Consider the following 15,189-nt stretch of genomic DNA (forward strand, 5'->3'; position numbering starts at 1 on the left):
CCAGAGGCCGGCGCAGTGGAACGACCTTGGCCATCTGGCCAGCAACTGCCCTGCAATCCAACAACAAGCAAAGCCATCAGGCTGCGGGAGACTGTTCCATGTTCAAACCCTTGCTGCGTCGCATCACCAAACCCCTTTGCTACACCGCCCTGGCCGCAGGCGTCGCCACTGGCGCGCAGGCTGGCACCCTGTCCATCGGCCATACCACCTGGGTCGGCTACGGCACCCTGTACCTGGCCCGTGACCTCGGCTTCTTCAAGGAGCAGGGCCTGGATGTCGAGCTGACCACCATGGAGGAGGCCTCGATGTACATGGCCGCCCAGGCGTCCGGCCAGCTCTCCGGCTCGGCCTCGACCATCGACGAAGTGCTTAAGTACCGCTCCGGCGAATTCTGCTTCAAGGCTGTGGCCGCACTCGACGACAGCTACGGCGGCGACGGCGTGCTGGTGGGCGACAAGGTCACCAGCCTGAAGGAATTGAAGGGCCAGTCGGTGGCGGTCAACGAAGGCTCCGTCTCGCAGTTCTGGCTGTCCTACCTGCTCAAGCACAACGGCATGAGCATGGCCGACCTGGACGTGCAGAACATGACCGCCGACGACGCCGCCACCGCCTTTATCGCCGGCCGCGTGCCCGCCGCCGTGACCTGGGAGCCGCACTTGTCGATGGTGCGCCAGAAAGGGCAGGGCAAGGTGCTGATCGACAGCACCGAAACACCCGGCGTGATCGTCGACGTAGTGGCGCTGTCCTGCGATGTGATCGAGAAGCAGCCGGAAGATGTGAAGGCGCTGGTCAAGGGCTTGTACAAGGCCGTGCAGTTCACCCGTGACAACCCCGAGAAGGCCCACGAGATCATGGCCAAGGGCGTCGGCGGCTATCTCTCCGACCCGGCCGAACTGGCCAACGCCGCCAAGGGCGTGCGCTTCTACGACCAGGCCATGAGCGAGACGCTGCTGGGCACGCCCGGCAAGCCAGGGCAGATCCAGGAGGTGATCCGCCTGGCCAACGAAACCTGGAGCAGCCTGCAAGGCAAGCCTTTTGCCGTCAGCTACGACGACCTGGTCGATACCCGGTTCGTCACCCCCTAAGCGGAGACCGATATGACTTCCAAGCAGAATTGGCTCAGCCGCTGCCTGACCCCGAAAGTCGACCTGCCAGCGCGGCTGATCCTCAGTGCCAGCACCCTCGGCTGGCTGCTGGTACTTGGCCTCTGGGCCGGGCTGTCCTACGGCGGGCTGGTGCCGTCGATGTTCCTGCCCACACCAGGCGCGGTGCTGGAGGCGGCCGGGCGACTGGCCGCCGACGGCACCCTCGGCAAGCACGTGCTGGCCAGCGTCGAAGTGGTGCTGATCGGCTTCATCCTGTCGTCCCTGGTGGCGGTGCCGCTGGGGCTCTTGATGGGCAGCTTCCGCATCGTCCAGGCCTTCCTCGAACCCCTGGTCAACTTCATCCGCTACCTGCCGGTGACCTCCTTCGTGCCGCTGTTCATCCTGTGGATCGGCATCGGCCTGGAGCAGCGGGTGACGGTGATCATCTTCGGCGTGTTCTTCCAGCAGCTGGTGATGATCGCGGACGTCTCCAAGGGCGTGTCGAAGGACCTGATCAATGCCTCCTATACCCTCGGCTCGAACCGCCGCGACGTGATCTTCCACGTGCTCGGCCCGGCGTCCCTGCCCGGCGTGCTGGATACCCTGCGGGTGACCATGGGCTGGGCCTGGACCTACCTGGTGGTGGCCGAACTGGTCGCCGCCAGCAGCGGCCTGGGTTACATCAGCCTGAAGGCCATGCGCGGCTTCCAGGTGGACGTGATCTTCCTCGCCATCGCCATCATCGGCCTGCTCGGGCTGGTGACCGACCAACTGTTCCGTCTGCTCCGACTGAAGGTGGCCTCATGGGCTCAGTAACCGCAATGCACAGAGACGCGGCCGTCAATCAGGCGGCAACCGGCAACCAGCAGGACCGGCTGCGGGTGGAACAGGTCTGCCTGCGCTACAACACCCCGGATGGCCAGACCTTCACCGCCCTGGAGAACGTTTCGCTCAGCGTGCCGGACCAGCAGTTCGCCGTGCTGGTGGGGCCTTCCGGCTGCGGCAAGTCGAGCCTGCTCTACCTCACCGCCGGCCTGGCTGAACCTACGTCGGGAAGTATCTTCGTCGGCGGCAAACGGGTGGAAGGGCCGGGGCCGGACCGCGGCATGGTGTTCCAGAGCTACACCCTGTTCCCGTGGCTCAGCGTGCGGCAGAACATCGAGTTCGGCTTGAAGCGCAAAGGCATGGTCAGTGCCGAACGCGAGGAGATCGTCGACTTCTATCTCAACGAGGTGGGGTTGACGCAGTTCGCCGACCGTTATCCCAAGCAGCTCTCCGGCGGCATGATGCAGCGCGTGGCCATCGCCCGCGCCCTGGCCAACGACCCGCAGATCCTGCTGATGGACGAGCCTTTCGGCGCGCTCGACAGCCAGACCCGCATGCAGATGCAGCAGTTGCTGCTGCGGGTGTGGGAGCACAGCAAGAAGACCGTGGTGTTCGTCACCCATGACATCGACGAAGCCATCCTCCTGGGCGACCGCGTCTACGTGATGGGTGCGCGACCGGGGCGGATCAAGTGCGAGATGGATGTGCCCATGCCGCGACCGCGGGACATGGACATGGTGATGGAGCGCCAGTTCATCGAGATGAAGCGGGAGATCCTTGGGCTGCTGCACAACGAACTGGAAGAGCCTCACTGAGGCCCCTGGCCGGGCGACGTGCAGTTCGTCGCCCGTGCCTCTGCCCGCCTGCCTTGCACCCCGCCAGGTGCCGGGCGCCAGGGCGTCTGGCGGGCAGGGCAGCTTTTTCGTATAGCCCGAAGACAAATTTAGTAATTTCGCTGCCCGGCAGCTTCAGCCAGCATCGGTACCACTGAATACCGGGACGAGGAGACCCCTAACAATGAACGCTCAATTCCAAGCCCAACGCGAAACCCGTGACTACCAGGCATCCGATGCGGCCCACCACATCCATGCCTTCCTCGACCAGAAGGCGCTGAACGCCGAAGGGCCGCGGGTGATCGTTGGCGGCGAGCGCCTCCATCTCTGGGACAACGACGGCAAGCGCTACCTCGATGGCATGTCCGGCCTGTGGTGCACCAACCTCGGCTACGGCCGCAAGGACCTCACCGCCGCCGCGACTCGCCAGTTGGAGCAGCTGCCGTACTACAACATGTTCTTCCACACCACCCACCCGGCCGTGGTTGAACTGTCGGAACTGCTGTTCAGCCTGCTGCCGGGCCACTACAGCCACGCCATCTACACCAACTCCGGCTCCGAGGCGAACGAGGTGCTGATCCGCACCGTACGCCGCTACTGGCAGATCCTCGGCAAGCCCGAGAAGAAGATCATGATCGGCCGCTGGAACGGTTACCACGGCTCCACCCTGGGCGCCACGGCGCTTGGCGGGATGAAGTTCATGCACGAAATGGGCGGCATGCTGCCGGACATCGCGCACATCGACGAGCCGTACTACTTCGCCAACGGCGGCGACCTGACTCCGCAGGAGTTCGGCCTGCGCGCCGCGCGCCAACTGGAAGAGAAGATCCTCGAACTGGGCGCCGACAAGGTGGCCGCCTTCGTCGCCGAACCCTTCCAGGGCGCCGGCGGCATGATCTTCCCGCCGGAAACCTACTGGCCGGAAATCCAGCGCATCTGCCGCAAGTACGACGTGCTGCTGTGCGCTGACGAAGTGATCGGCGGCTTCGGTCGCACCGGCGAATGGTTCGCCCACCAGCACTTCGGCTTCGAGCCGGACACCCTGTCCATCGCCAAGGGCCTGACCTCCGGCTACATCCCCATGGGTGGCCTGATCCTCAGCAAGCGCATGGCCGAAGCCCTGGTGGAGCAGGGCGGTGTGTTCGCCCACGGCCTGACTTACTCCGGGCACCCGGTGGCGGCAGCCGTGGCCATCGCCAACCTCAAGGCGCTGCGCGATGAGGGCGTGGTCACCCAGGTGAAGACCGATACCGGCCCGTACCTGCAACAGTGCCTGCGCGAAGTCTTCGGCAATCACCCGCTGGTGGGTGATATCCAGGGCGCCGGCCTCGTCGCCGCCCTGCAGTTCGCCGAAGACAAGGCCACCCGCAAGCGCTTCGAGAACGAGAACGACATCGCCTGGCGTTGCCGCACCATCGGCTTCGAGGAAGGCCTGATCATCCGCTCCACCCTCGGCCGCATGATCATGGCGCCGGCGCTGGTAGCCACTCGCGGCGAGATCGACGAGCTGGTGAGCAAGACGAAAATCGCGGTGGATCGCACCGCGCAGGAACTGGGACGCCTCTAAGTCCCTGTCGACTGCCCCGGTCCGGATCTGGACCGGGGCAGCCATTCCCGGATCTGCGCTGACGACGGCGGTGCTTCGGTTTGCTCCGGACTGCCGGGGCGGCGCTCATCCCCAATAAACGAGTGCGAGACCTGGCATGCACAACAATGACAATCCGCAGGCTCCGGCGCTGGAACTGAGTACGATCCAGCCGATCTCCGCCGAGGAGCGCCATGGGCGCCCACGGGACCTGTTCACCATCTGGTTCGGCTGCAACCTGATCCTGTTGACCGTAATTACCGGCGCCCTCGCGGTGACCGTGTTCAAACTGCCCTTCTTTTCCGCACTGGCAGCGCTGGTACTGGGCAACCTGGTGGGGGGCGTGTTCATGGCCCTGCACTCGGCCCAGGGGCCACAACTCGGCGTGCCCCAGATGGTGCAGACCCGCGGCCAGTTTGGCTCCTTCGGCTCCCTGCTGGTGGTGGCCCTCGTCGTCGTGATGTACCTCGGCTTTTTCGCCTCGAACCTGGTGCTGGGTGGCCAGTCGCTGCACGGTCGTTTCCCGGCCGTCGACACCAACGTCGGCATCCTCCTGGTGGGCTTCATCAGCCTGGTGGCGGCGTCGGTGGGCTATCGCCTGATCCACGCCTACACCCGCGTCATGACCTATCTTTCCGGCGCGGTATTGTTGCTTGCCTTCGTCTGGCTGGTGTTCGTCCACGGTCTGCCAGCGGACTTCCTCGAACGCAACGAAACCTCCCTGGCCGGATTCCTCGGCACCCTGTCGGTGGCTGCGCTCTGGCAACTGGCCTATGCGCCCTACGTGTCCGACTACTCCCGTTACCTGCCGGAAGCCACGGGTTCGCGCAGCGCCTTCTGGTCCAGTTATTGGGGCTGCTGCCTGGGCTCCCTTCTGCCCATGCTGCTGGGGGTGATGGTGGCCCTGAGTATCGACGGCGATGACGTGGTGGGTGGCCTGATCGAGGCCACCGGCGGCCTCAGCGCCTTGCTGGTGGCAGTGCTCTCCATCGGCATCGCTGCGACCAACGCCATGAACCTGTACTGCGGTGCCCTGTCCACCATCACCGTGGGGCAGACCCTCGTGCCGTCCTGGTCGGCCGGGGCCGGTGCACGCATCCTCATCTCGCTGATCCTGTTCTCGGGCTCCCTGGCGTTGGCGCTGCTGGGGCAGGACGACTTCATGGTCAACTACACCAACTTCATTCTCCTGCTGCTGTACGTGCTGGTGCCCTGGAGCGCCATCAACCTGGTGGACTACTACCTGGTGGCCCACGGTCGCTACGACCTGCCGTCGTTCTTCCGTCGTGATGGTGGCCTTTACGGTCGCTGCAACTGGACGGCGGTCAACTGCTACGTGCTCGGCATCATCGTGCAGATCCCCTTCATGTCCACCGCCCTCTATACCGGCCCGGTGGCACGCGCCATGGACGGTGCTGATATCTCCTGGATCGTTGGCCTGGGTGTGATCTCGCCGGTTTACTACCTGGCCTGCCGCCTCGGCGGTCGGACCCGTGCCCTGGCCCAGACCGCTCAAGGAGGTGCCTGATGACCCGTCGTAGCGGATTCTTCTTCGACGAGCGCTGTTTCTGGCACGCCGCCGGGCTGCATAGCCTGGTGCTGCCGGTGGGGGGTTGGCTGCAGCCGCCAAGCGGTTCCGGTCATGCCGAATCGCCGGAAACCAAGCGCCGCCTGAAGAGCCTGATGGACGTGTCCGGACTGAGTGATCGCCTGGTGCTCTCCAGCGCGCCGATGGCGGCTGAGGAGGACCTGCTGCGGGTCCATCCGGCCCAGTATCTGGAGCGCTTCAAGGCCATGAGCGACGCTGGCCACGGTGAGCTGGGCGAGGAGGCTGCCGTCGGGCCGGGTACCTATGAAATCGCCCGGCAGTCGGCAGGGCTGGCCATTGCCGCCGTAGATGCCGTACTGCGTGGTGAGCTGGACAACGTCTATGCCCTGTCGCGCCCGCCGGGCCACCACTGCCTGGCGGATCTCGGCATGGGGTTCTGCTACCTGGCGAACATTGCTGTCGCCGTGGAAACCGCCAAGGCCCGCCACGGTGTCGGCCGGGTGGCCGTACTGGACTGGGATGTACACCACGGCAACGGTACCCAATCGATCTTCTACGGCCGCGACGATGTGCTGACCCTGTCGATCCACCAGGACAACTGCTTCCCTGTCGGTCAGGGCGCAGTGGAGGAGCGGGGCACGGGCGCCGGGCTTGGATACAACCTCAACCTGCCGTTGTTCCCGGGCAGCGGCGACGACGCCTACCGCTACGCCATGGAGCGAGTCATCGTGCCGGCGCTGGAGCGTTTCGAACCGGAGCTGATAGTGGTCGCCTGTGGCTTCGACGCCAACGGCGTGGACCCGCTGGCGCGGATGCTGCTGCACAGCGAATCGTTCCGCGCGATGACGGCCATTTTGCGGGAGGCGGCCGACCGCCTCTGTGGCGGGCGGCTGGTGCTGGTTCACGAAGGAGGCTATGCGGAGGCCTACGTACCGTTCTGCGGCCATGCGGTAATCGAAGAGTTGGCCGGGGTGCGGACGGCAGTCGAAGACCCCTTCCTGCCGATGCTGGAAGGGCAGCAGCCCAATGCCGAATTCCGTGCGTTCCAGCGCCAGGCGATCGACCGGATGGCGGCAGCGCTGCTGAACTGAGAACACATCGCGGTGGTAATCACCGCGCGGAAGTCGGGGCTATTTCCAGCCCCACTACGGACTGCCGGCGACCAGGGCCGGCGGTCCGACACCACAGCTGCTAGGCAGTTTTACGGCGCCCGGGATTGCTGCCCGCGCGCCGTTTTTTATTGCCCGCATTCTTTGTGCGACCAACTTCCCGTAGGGGCGAATTCATTCGCCAAGCAGGCCGAAGGTCTGCCCCCCTGGGGTTGCTTCGCAACCCTTGGCGATTGAAATCGCCCCTACAACAAATCAGCACCATAGGGACCTGACGACGAATGGTTAACGGAGATATATTGCGCTCGTAATATTACGAGTGTAATTTAAGTCCATCGCTTGGAACCCCAAGCCCTTTCCCCGGAGACAGAACCATGAGCGAACAGAAGCACCAAGGCGTTGCCCTGATCACTGGCGCATCCACCGGCATCGGCGCCACCTATGCCAAGCGCCTGGCCGAACGGGGCCATGACCTGCTGCTGGTCGCCCGTGACCAGAACCGCCTGGAAGCCCTGGCCGCCCAGCTGCGCGAACAGGCGGGCGTGAAGGTGGAAGTACTGAAGGCCGACCTGACCGACCGCGCTGACCTGACCCGCGTAGCCCAGCGCCTGCGCAGCGACGCCGCCATCAGCGTGCTGGTGAACAACGCCGGCGTGGCCATCAGCGGCAGCCTGCTGGACACCGACCTCGACCGCTTCGACGCGATGATCCAGCTCAACGTGGTGGCCGTGACCCACTTGGCTGCCGCCGCTGCCGCCAACTTCGTCGCCCAGGGGCGCGGCACCATCATCAACATCGCCTCGGTGCTGGCTCTCGCGCCGGAAATGTTCAACGGCACCTACAGCGGCACCAAGGCCTTCGTGCTCAACCTCAGCCAGTCGCTGAATTCGGAAGTGAAGGACAAGGGCGTACGCGTGCAGGTGGTACTGCCGGGCGCGACCCGTACCGAAATCTGGGAACGCTCGGGCACCGGCATCGAGAACATCCCGCAGGAAATTCTCATGGACGTGGGCGAGATGGTGGACGCCGCACTGGTCGGCCTGGACCAGGGCGAACTGGTGACCATCCCCTCATTGCCGGAAAAGGAAGACTGGGACCGCTTCACCGCCGCGCGTTTCCACATGGCGCCGAATCTGTCGCGCTCGTCGGCGGCGGATCGTTACAAGGCCTGATCGGGGCCAGATGACAAAAGGCCGGGCAATTGCCCGGCCTTTTTTTCGCGAATGAATTCGCTCCCACAGGACGTGTCCGGACTTCCAGGCCGCCTCGGAAAGCTCCCTCTCCCTTTGGGAGAGGGTAGCCATAGGCCGACTCGAAATCCGCTCATTCGCGAACGAATTTGTGCTTGCAGGTCAGGCAAACACGAAGTATTTGCGCACCGTCTCCACCACTTCCCAGGTGCCTTTCATGCCCGGCTCGATCACGAACACATCGCCGGCCTTCAGGTGCTTCGGCTCCTCGCCTTCGGGCGTGATGATGCAGTAGCCGTCCAGGAAGTGGCAGTACTCCCACTTCTCGTAGTTCACCTCGAACTTGCCGGGGGTGCAGATCCAGGTGCCCATGATCTTGCTGCCGTCCTTCGACAGGTAGGCGTTGAGGTTCACGGTGTGCGGATCGCCGCCGATGCGCTTCCACTTGGTGGCATCCAGCACGGGGGTAGGGCAGGTCTCGCGCAGAACGGTGATGAAGTCGGACATTTCAGCTCCAAACGATCTGATGAAAGGTCCGTCACCATAGGTCTAACGCTGTGCCGGGAGTTGTCTGGATTCGACCCCCAGGTGTCTGGGAACGCGCCGGCAAAGTTGGCAAAAGGGCGCTAACGTGAATCCAGGGGCCCATCCCGGCCCCAGGCGGCGGCCCTTGTCGGGTTGCCTCGGCAGTAGCCCGGTGGAGCGATGGCGCTTCACGAGGAGGTGCTCTCATGAACACCCAGTGGTTCAGGCACGACAACGGCGCTTCGGAAGGCAGCTTCGACAAGTGGTGGGATTCCTACGGCGAGTGGTTCGACTCCCAGGACCAGCTCCTGAGCGGCGAAAGCGGCATCCAGCGCCTTCACGCCCCGGATGGCCAGGTGCTCTACAGCAAACGGCAGATCAACCACTTCCACCGCGATCTGGTCCATCCCTTCGGCGAGCCCACCATCCTGCATGAGATGAAGGCGCTGCAGGCCCTGGCCCAGCTGGGCATCCGCGTGCCCAAGGTGGTGTTCAGCGCCGCCCGCAAGACGGATACCGAATGGCAGGCGCTGCTGGTGACCGAGAGCCTCGATGGCTTCATCAGCCTTGAAGAGTGGTACGCCCGGCCGGAAGCCGCCGACCTGCGCCAGCAGATGATCCAGCAACTGGCCAACACCATCGGCCGCATGCACCGGGCGGGTTGGGAGCATGGCCGGCTGTATCCGAAGAACATCTTCGTCAAGGTCAGCGGCGAGCGGGACAGGAAGGTGGAGATAGCCTTGCTGGGGCTGGCCAAGAGCAACCACCGCCTGACGGCCTACAGCGCGTCCAAGCACGATTTCGAGCTGTTCAAGCAACACCGCAAACCCATGCCCGATGAGGACTGGAAAGCCTTCGTCACGGCCTATCGGGATGTGATGGAGAGTGATTACGTGCCGTAGTTCGGCAAGTTTCGCGAATGAATTCGCCCCCACAGGAAGCGCGCAGGCATTCAGGCGTGCACGGACAGCTCCCTCTCCCTCAGGGAGAGGGTTGGGGTGAGGGAAGGCCGTCCGGCTCGGTGCCCGTTCAATTCGCGAATGAATTCGCCCCTACAGGAAGCGCGCGGGCTTTCAGGATTGCACGGACAGCTCCCTCTCCCTAGGGGAGAGGGTTGGGGTGAGGGGGAGCCGGCCAGCTCGGTGCCCGTTCAATTCGCGAATGAATTCACCCCCACAGAAGTATGCGGACAGTCAGGGCTTCTCCAACGCCTTCAATGCCCCTTCGTGCAGCGGAATTGCCAGCCCGCGCCGGGCGTTGGCCTTCGACAGCTGCTCGCCCTGGATACTGCCGGCCGCCAGCCAGTCGTTGTCCGGCGCGAACAGTTGTTGCACCAGCTGTTCAGCCTCGCCCGCACTCAATTGCTCGTCGCACAGCAGCAGCGCGCTCACCGCAATGGTGGGCACCGGCGCCGTCTGGTTGGGATAGGTCGCGGCGGCCACCTGGGCGGCGAAGGTGCCGGGCCGGCTGGTTTCCAATTGGCGGATGGCCGATTCCTCCAGCGGTAGCAGGCGCAACTGCATGGCCTCGCTGGCGGCGCGAATGCTGTCGGCGGGGGCGCCGATCACCTGCAGGGTGGCGTCCAGGTTGCCGTCGCGGATGGCGGTCAGCGCCTGCTGCAAATCCAGGCTGGTGGCTTCGGCGAGATCCGCCGTGCCGATGCCATGGGCCGCCAGCACGGCGACAGCTGTATCCCGCGAGGCCGAGCCCGGCTGCCCGAGGTTGACCCGTTTGCCGCGCAGGCCCGCCAGGTCATGGATGGGGCTGTCGCCGCGTACCAGCACATGCACGGGCTCGGGATAGAGGCTGGCCAGGGCGCGCAGCCCGGTGTAGGGGCCGCTCTCGGTGAAGGGGCCGCTGCCGCTCACCGCCAATTGCGCCATGTCGCTTTGGGACAGGGCCACCACCACGTCGCCCCGACGCAGCATGCGCAGGTTGTCGAGGCCGCCTTCGGTGGTTAGAGGGGTCAGTTGCAGGCCCTTCGGCCGCATCAGGCTGGCCATGGCCTGGGCCAGCCGCGCGTACTGCCCGGACGCCGGGCCGCCCGCCAATGGGTAACCCTTCTGCAGCCGGCTCAGGCGACTCTGGATATTGTTCAGCGAGCGGCTCAGCTCGTCGGCGATGATGGTCCGCTCCTTCGTCCCGGTGCCGCCGGGGGCCAGGTTCAGCGCGGTGCCGATGGCGGCCACCAGTTGTTCGCGGGTCTGGCCGACGCCGGGCTCGATGGTCTCGGGCGCGGGCGGCGCCTTGAAGCCCTGGGGCACGACGGCCACCCAGCCGCTGTCCGTCTCGCGGTAGATCAGGCTGCCGTGGGCGCTCAGCAGGTCGCCCTGTTTATTGCCTTCATTGCGGATGCCAGACAGCCCGCGCGGCCCGGCGCCGAGGGCGCTGATCAGGCTGGCGACGCCGGGGGAATCCCAGGAGCCGAAGTCCTGGTCGCGCTCCACTTTCAGCGTGCTGTCGAAGTAGATCACCAGGCGTTTTTCGCCGTCCGGCGCGTTGGCGTCGCGGGCTGAACCGCGCCGGCTCAGCTCGGCAAGGCTGAGCACGCCGCTGCCGAAGGCCTGCTTCAGGCGTTGCTGCACTTCGGTTTCCAGGGTCGCCTGGTCGGGGCCGCGGGAACAGGCGGTGACGGTCAGGGCGAGGAGGGCGATGAGGAGGGCGCGCAGCATGGTCAACCTCCCATTCCCGGCAGTGCGAGAAAGCCCGTGAGTACCAGCGCGTTGAGCAGGTCGATCAGGAAGGCGCCCACCAGCGGCGCGACGATGAAGGCCTCCGGCGCCGGGCCGTACTTGTGGGCGATGGCCTGCATGTTGGCGACGGCGGTGGCCGTGGCGCCAATGGCGAAGCCGCAGAAGGCTGCCGAGAGCACGGCGCTTTCGTAGTCGCGGCCGGTGTAGCGGTAGACCACCCAGGCGCCGTAGAGCATGGCCAGGGCCGACTGGGCGATCAGCATCACTAGCAGCGGCCCGGCCACGCTGGCCACGTGGCCCAGGCTCAGCGCCATCATGGTGATCACCAGGAACAGCGACAGCGTGACCGACGCCATCAGGTCGATGGCGCCGTCGTTCAGCCGCACTCCCACCAGCGGCAGGACGTTGCGGATCACCACGCCCAGCAGCAGGCACCAGAGAAAGCTCGGCAGGGTCACGACGCCTTCGCCGAACATCCCCGCCAGGAACTGACCGCCCACCAGGGCCGCCATGGTGGCCGCCAGCACATTGAGGAAGTTGCTGGCGGTAACCGGTGGGGCCGTTTCGCCGGTGATCTCGTGATGCTCGCCGGTGGGGCCGCTGCCCGCCAGTTTGTGGCGCTTGATCAGCCATTGCGCCAGCGGCCCGCCGATGATGCCGCCGGCCACCAGGCCGAGGGTGGCGGAAGTCATCGATAGCTCCATGATCGCCTGCAGGTTGTTCACCTCGGCGAAGCGCTCGGCATAGGCCGCCCCGGTGCCATGACCGCCGACCAGGGTGATGGTGCCGCCCACCAGGCCCATCAGCGGGTGCATGTCCAGGCCCCAGGCAACCAGAATGCCGAGAATGTTCTGCAGGAACAGGAAGGGGATCAGGGCGATGACGAACATCAGCAGGCGCTTGCCGCCGTGCTTGAGCATGGCCAGGTCCGCCGACAGCCCCACGGCGGAGAAGAACGCCAGCAGCAGGGCGGGTTTCATGGTGGTGTCGAACTCCACGCTGAAGTCGCTCACGGCGCCGGCAATGGCCAGGGCGATGGCGAACAGCAGGCCGCCAGTGATGGGTTCGGGGATGTTGTAGCGCGACAGCAAGGGGATCAGGCGGTTGACCAGGCGCCCGAGCAGCAGGGCGAGGGCGGCCAGGAGAAGGGTATCCAGGGGACTCAGCGTCACGTCGGTGCTTCCTGCCAGGGACTGCCCCGCAACAGGCGGGACCACATGCCTGGAGGTCTAGCCAAGGATGGCGGGCTTGTCGACCCGCTCAGAGGCGGGTGTCCAGCGCGTGGGGCCCCTCGGCGAGCTGCTCCTTGAGGAAGTCGATGCAGAGCTTCACCTTGGCCGAACCCGAGGCCCGCGCGGCCGTCACCGCCCAGACATCGGCGCTCTGCTGGTAGGCCGGCAGCACGCGCACCAGCTTGCCGGTGCGGATGCTCGGGGCGGCATCCCAGACCGAGGCCATGATCACCCCGTGGCCCTCGTGGGCCCACTGGCGCACCACGTCGCTGTGATTGGAGGCCATGGGGCCGGTGACCTTCACGGTTTCCTCGCCATTCGGGCCGGACAGGCGCCAGACGCCGAACCCCAGTTCGCGCTCGCGGAACAGCAGGCAGTCGTGTTGCGCGAGGTCGGCCAGGGTGCGCGGCTGCCCGCGTCGGGCCAGGTAGGACGGCGCGGCGCAGAGCATGCGGTAGCTCTCGGCGATCCTGTGGGCGATCAGGTGCGGCTCGTGCACCTCGCCCACGCGCAGGTCGATGTCGAAGTTCTCGCCGATCAGGTCCACCCGCCGGTCCAGCAGTTCCAGCCAGACCTCCAGCCCCGGATGGCGCTGGCGCAGCAGCGACAGCACCGGCGACACGTAGTCCCGCCCCAGGCGCAGGCTGGTGGCCAGGCGCAACACGCCGCGCGGTTCGCCCTTCAGGCCCGAGAGCGCCTCCACCATGCCTTCCACGTCTTCGAGGATTTTCTGCGCCCAGAGGAAGGCCGCTTCGCCATCGGCGGTGATGTTCACCCGCCGCGTGGTGCGGTTGAACAGCTTGACCCCGAGGGATTCCTCCAGCATCGCGATGCGCTTGCTGACATGGGCCGGTGAGATGCCCAGTTCGGTCGCTCCGGCGACGAAGCTGGAGCGCCGCGCCACGGTGCAGAACAGCAGGAGGTCGCGGAGGAAGGGATCATTATTCGCTAAAAGCGCATTCTGATTTTTCATGGAGGCTGATTATTGGTTGGATAGTGAATATTAGTCTCTCGATCGACCTTCCCACACCGGAATCGATCGAACGACATGAGCAGCCTCCGCATCGCCATTGCCGGCGCCGGCCTGATCGGCCAGCGCCACCTCGAACTCCTCCAGGCCAGCGCCTCCTGCGACCCCGTCGCCCTGGTAGACCCGGCTCCTGCCGCCGAAGCCGTGGCGCAGCGCGCCGGCCTGCCGCTGTTTCCTTCGCTGGAGGCGCTGTTCGAAGCCGGACGCCCCGACGGCATCATCCTCGCCACCCCCAACCAGCTTCATGTGGAGCAGGCCCTGACTTGCCTGCAAGCGGGGGTGCCGGCGCTGATCGAGAAACCGGTGGCCCACACGCTGGAAGCCGGCGAGCGCCTGCTGGCGGCCGCACAAGGCTCGAAGGTGCCGCTGCTGGTAGGCCACCACCGTGCACATAGCCCGATCCTGGAGCGGGCGCGGGCGATCATCCGCGAGGGGCGCCTGGGCAACCTGGTGGCAGTGATGGGCAGCGCGCTGTTCTACAAGCCTGATGACTACTTCGACGCCGCACCCTGGCGCCGCCAGGCGGGAGGTGGGCCGGTGCTGATCAACCTGATCCACGAAATCGGCAACCTGCGCTCACTGTGCGGTGAGATAGTCGCCGTACAGGCCCTGGCTTCCAGTGCCACCCGGGGTTTTCCGGTGGAGGACACAGTGTCCATCAGCCTGCGCTTCGCCAGCGGCGCCCTGGGCAGCTTCCTGCTCTCCGACACCGCCGCCTCGGCCCGCAGCTGGGAGCAGACGTCCCGGGAGAACCGCGACTACCCGAGCTACGACGACGAAGACTGCTACCTCATCGCCGGTACCGGCGGTTCCCTGGCCGTGCCCACCATGCGCCTGAAGTGCTACGACCAGCCGGAGGATCGCTCCTGGTGGAAGCCGTTCAGCTGCGAGGTGGCCGACTTGGTGCGCGAAGACCCGCTGGCGCGGCAGCTGGAGCATTTCTGCCAGGTCATCCGTGGTGAGGCGGAGCCGTTGGTGAGCGTGCGCGACGGCCTGCAGAACCTGCGGGTGGTCGAAGCCATTGGCCGCGCGGCAAGAGAGGGTGGAACTGTGATGGTCGCGCAGTAGGTGGATCGCTTGTTTGTGGGGGCGATTTCAATCGCCAAGGGCGGCGCAGCTGCCCCTTGCGGAGTTCGAAGGGCAGACCCTCGGCCTGCTTGGCGAATGAATTCGCCCCCACAAGGTGTTCAAACCTGGTGGGTGGTGGACGCCATCGGCCGCGCGGCAAGGGTGGGTGGAACCGTGGTGGTTGCGCAGTAGGCAGCCCTCTCCAGTTTGGGCTGCACGTAGGGTGCGCTGTGCGCACCAATTCCGGGATCAGCATCGGCATCAGGTCAAACGGCTGCCGGTGCGCACGGTGTTCAGCCGGTATACATGGGTAACGCTTGTCGGGAGACATGGGTAACGGGTGGATAGTCATGGCTTGGGTTGCCTGAGATCAATCTGGCGCACGGTCTTGTGGATGAACACCACGTCGAAGACGCCGTCGGTCGCGGTCGGACGGATGGCAACCCGCTCTCCCGCCAGGCCGCC

The 15,189-nt window shown here is 65.6% G+C and carries 13 protein-coding genes; 9 read left to right on the forward strand and 4 right to left on the reverse strand.

Going from position 1 to position 15,189, the window contains the following annotated elements:
• Positions 1 to 98 precede the first annotated feature (98 nt).
• From E8E91_RS09805 to E8E91_RS09835, 7 genes are all read left to right on the forward strand, one after another.
• Positions 99 to 1,085, forward strand: coding sequence for an ABC transporter substrate-binding protein (locus E8E91_RS09805; RefSeq protein ID WP_280369229.1), 987 nt, complete (start codon positions 99 to 101; stop codon positions 1,083 to 1,085).
• A gap of 12 nt (positions 1,086 to 1,097) precedes the next feature.
• Positions 1,098 to 1,901 (forward strand): ABC transporter permease, encoded by an 804-nt coding sequence (locus tag E8E91_RS09810; RefSeq protein WP_151132719.1) that lies wholly within the window; start codon positions 1,098 to 1,100, stop codon positions 1,899 to 1,901.
• A 5-nt stretch (positions 1,902 to 1,906) separates the two neighbouring features.
• Complete coding sequence (locus E8E91_RS09815; protein ID WP_280375581.1) at positions 1,907 to 2,725, forward strand: ABC transporter ATP-binding protein; 819 nt, start codon at positions 1,907 to 1,909, stop codon at positions 2,723 to 2,725.
• A 202-nt stretch (positions 2,726 to 2,927) separates the two neighbouring features.
• The gene (locus tag E8E91_RS09820) at positions 2,928 to 4,310 is read left to right on the forward strand and encodes an aspartate aminotransferase family protein (protein ID WP_280375583.1); all 1,383 of its coding nucleotides are present in this window, start codon (positions 2,928 to 2,930) and stop codon (positions 4,308 to 4,310) included.
• A 136-nt stretch (positions 4,311 to 4,446) separates the two neighbouring features.
• Positions 4,447 to 5,856 (forward strand): cytosine permease, encoded by a 1,410-nt coding sequence (locus E8E91_RS09825; protein ID WP_280375584.1) that lies wholly within the window; start codon positions 4,447 to 4,449, stop codon positions 5,854 to 5,856.
• A complete protein-coding gene (locus E8E91_RS09830; protein WP_280375585.1) occupies positions 5,856 to 6,968 on the forward strand; it encodes a class II histone deacetylase in 1,113 nt (370 codons plus the stop codon). The genes E8E91_RS09825 and E8E91_RS09830 overlap by 1 nt, the downstream gene beginning before the upstream one ends.
• A gap of 392 nt (positions 6,969 to 7,360) precedes the next feature.
• Positions 7,361 to 8,158: an SDR family oxidoreductase gene (locus E8E91_RS09835; protein WP_280375586.1), complete on the forward strand. Its 798-nt coding sequence runs from the start codon at positions 7,361 to 7,363 to the stop codon at positions 8,156 to 8,158.
• A 180-nt stretch (positions 8,159 to 8,338) separates the two neighbouring features.
• Here E8E91_RS09835 and E8E91_RS09840 read toward each other — a convergent pair whose 3' ends face one another.
• Positions 8,339 to 8,683 carry a cupin domain-containing protein gene (locus E8E91_RS09840; RefSeq protein WP_069084686.1) on the reverse strand — a complete coding sequence of 115 codons (345 nt, stop codon included), beginning with the start codon at positions 8,681 to 8,683 and terminating at the stop codon, positions 8,339 to 8,341.
• Positions 8,684 to 8,907: 224 nt separating this feature from the next.
• On the opposite strand from E8E91_RS09840, the gene E8E91_RS09845 reads away from it, so the two are divergent.
• A complete protein-coding gene (locus tag E8E91_RS09845; protein WP_280375587.1) occupies positions 8,908 to 9,603 on the forward strand; it encodes a lipopolysaccharide kinase InaA family protein in 696 nt (231 codons plus the stop codon).
• Positions 9,604 to 9,894: 291 nt separating this feature from the next.
• Here the strand turns inward: E8E91_RS09845 and E8E91_RS09850 are convergent, their stop codons facing one another.
• The 3 genes from E8E91_RS09850 to E8E91_RS09860 all read right to left on the reverse strand — a co-directional run bounded on the left by E8E91_RS09850 (position 9,895) and on the right by E8E91_RS09860 (position 13,599).
• Entirely contained in the window at positions 9,895 to 11,373 is a 1,479-nt protein-coding gene (locus tag E8E91_RS09850) for a TAXI family TRAP transporter solute-binding subunit (RefSeq protein ID WP_280375588.1), read from the reverse strand.
• Between the two features lie 2 nt (positions 11,374 to 11,375).
• The gene (gene gltS / locus E8E91_RS09855) at positions 11,376 to 12,566 is read right to left on the reverse strand and encodes a sodium/glutamate symporter (protein WP_280375589.1); all 1,191 of its coding nucleotides are present in this window, start codon (positions 12,564 to 12,566) and stop codon (positions 11,376 to 11,378) included.
• 88 nt (positions 12,567 to 12,654) lie between these two features.
• Positions 12,655 to 13,599, reverse strand: coding sequence for a LysR family transcriptional regulator (locus tag E8E91_RS09860; protein WP_280375590.1), 945 nt, complete (start codon positions 13,597 to 13,599; stop codon positions 12,655 to 12,657).
• A 75-nt stretch (positions 13,600 to 13,674) separates the two neighbouring features.
• Here E8E91_RS09860 and E8E91_RS09865 point away from each other — a divergent pair, with 75 nt between their 5' ends.
• Entirely contained in the window at positions 13,675 to 14,724 is a 1,050-nt protein-coding gene (locus tag E8E91_RS09865) for a Gfo/Idh/MocA family oxidoreductase (RefSeq protein ID WP_280375591.1), read from the forward strand.
• Positions 14,725 to 15,189 lie beyond the last annotated feature (465 nt).

It is taken from the genome of Pseudomonas sp. BN515, assembly GCF_029873155.1.
In the GTDB taxonomy this organism is placed as follows: Bacteria; Pseudomonadota; Gammaproteobacteria; order Pseudomonadales; family Pseudomonadaceae; genus Metapseudomonas.

Coding starts and splice junctions, on each gene's coding strand:
- E8E91_RS09805 (WP_280369229.1), top strand. CDS start 99: ATGTTCAAACCCTTGCTGCGTCGCATCACCAAACCCCTTTGCTACACC.
- E8E91_RS09810 (WP_151132719.1), top strand. CDS start 1,098: ATGACTTCCAAGCAGAATTGGCTCAGCCGCTGCCTGACCCCGAAAGTC.
- E8E91_RS09815 (WP_280375581.1), top strand. CDS start 1,907: ATGCACAGAGACGCGGCCGTCAATCAGGCGGCAACCGGCAACCAGCAG.
- E8E91_RS09820 (WP_280375583.1), top strand. CDS start 2,928: ATGAACGCTCAATTCCAAGCCCAACGCGAAACCCGTGACTACCAGGCA.
- E8E91_RS09825 (WP_280375584.1), top strand. CDS start 4,447: ATGCACAACAATGACAATCCGCAGGCTCCGGCGCTGGAACTGAGTACG.
- E8E91_RS09830 (WP_280375585.1), top strand. CDS start 5,856: ATGACCCGTCGTAGCGGATTCTTCTTCGACGAGCGCTGTTTCTGGCAC.
- E8E91_RS09835 (WP_280375586.1), top strand. CDS start 7,361: ATGAGCGAACAGAAGCACCAAGGCGTTGCCCTGATCACTGGCGCATCC.
- E8E91_RS09840 (WP_069084686.1), bottom strand. CDS start 8,683: ATGTCCGACTTCATCACCGTTCTGCGCGAGACCTGCCCTACCCCCGTG.
- E8E91_RS09845 (WP_280375587.1), top strand. CDS start 8,908: ATGAACACCCAGTGGTTCAGGCACGACAACGGCGCTTCGGAAGGCAGC.
- E8E91_RS09850 (WP_280375588.1), bottom strand. CDS start 11,373: ATGCTGCGCGCCCTCCTCATCGCCCTCCTCGCCCTGACCGTCACCGCC.
- E8E91_RS09860 (WP_280375590.1), bottom strand. CDS start 13,599: ATGAAAAATCAGAATGCGCTTTTAGCGAATAATGATCCCTTCCTCCGC.
- E8E91_RS09865 (WP_280375591.1), top strand. CDS start 13,675: ATGAGCAGCCTCCGCATCGCCATTGCCGGCGCCGGCCTGATCGGCCAG.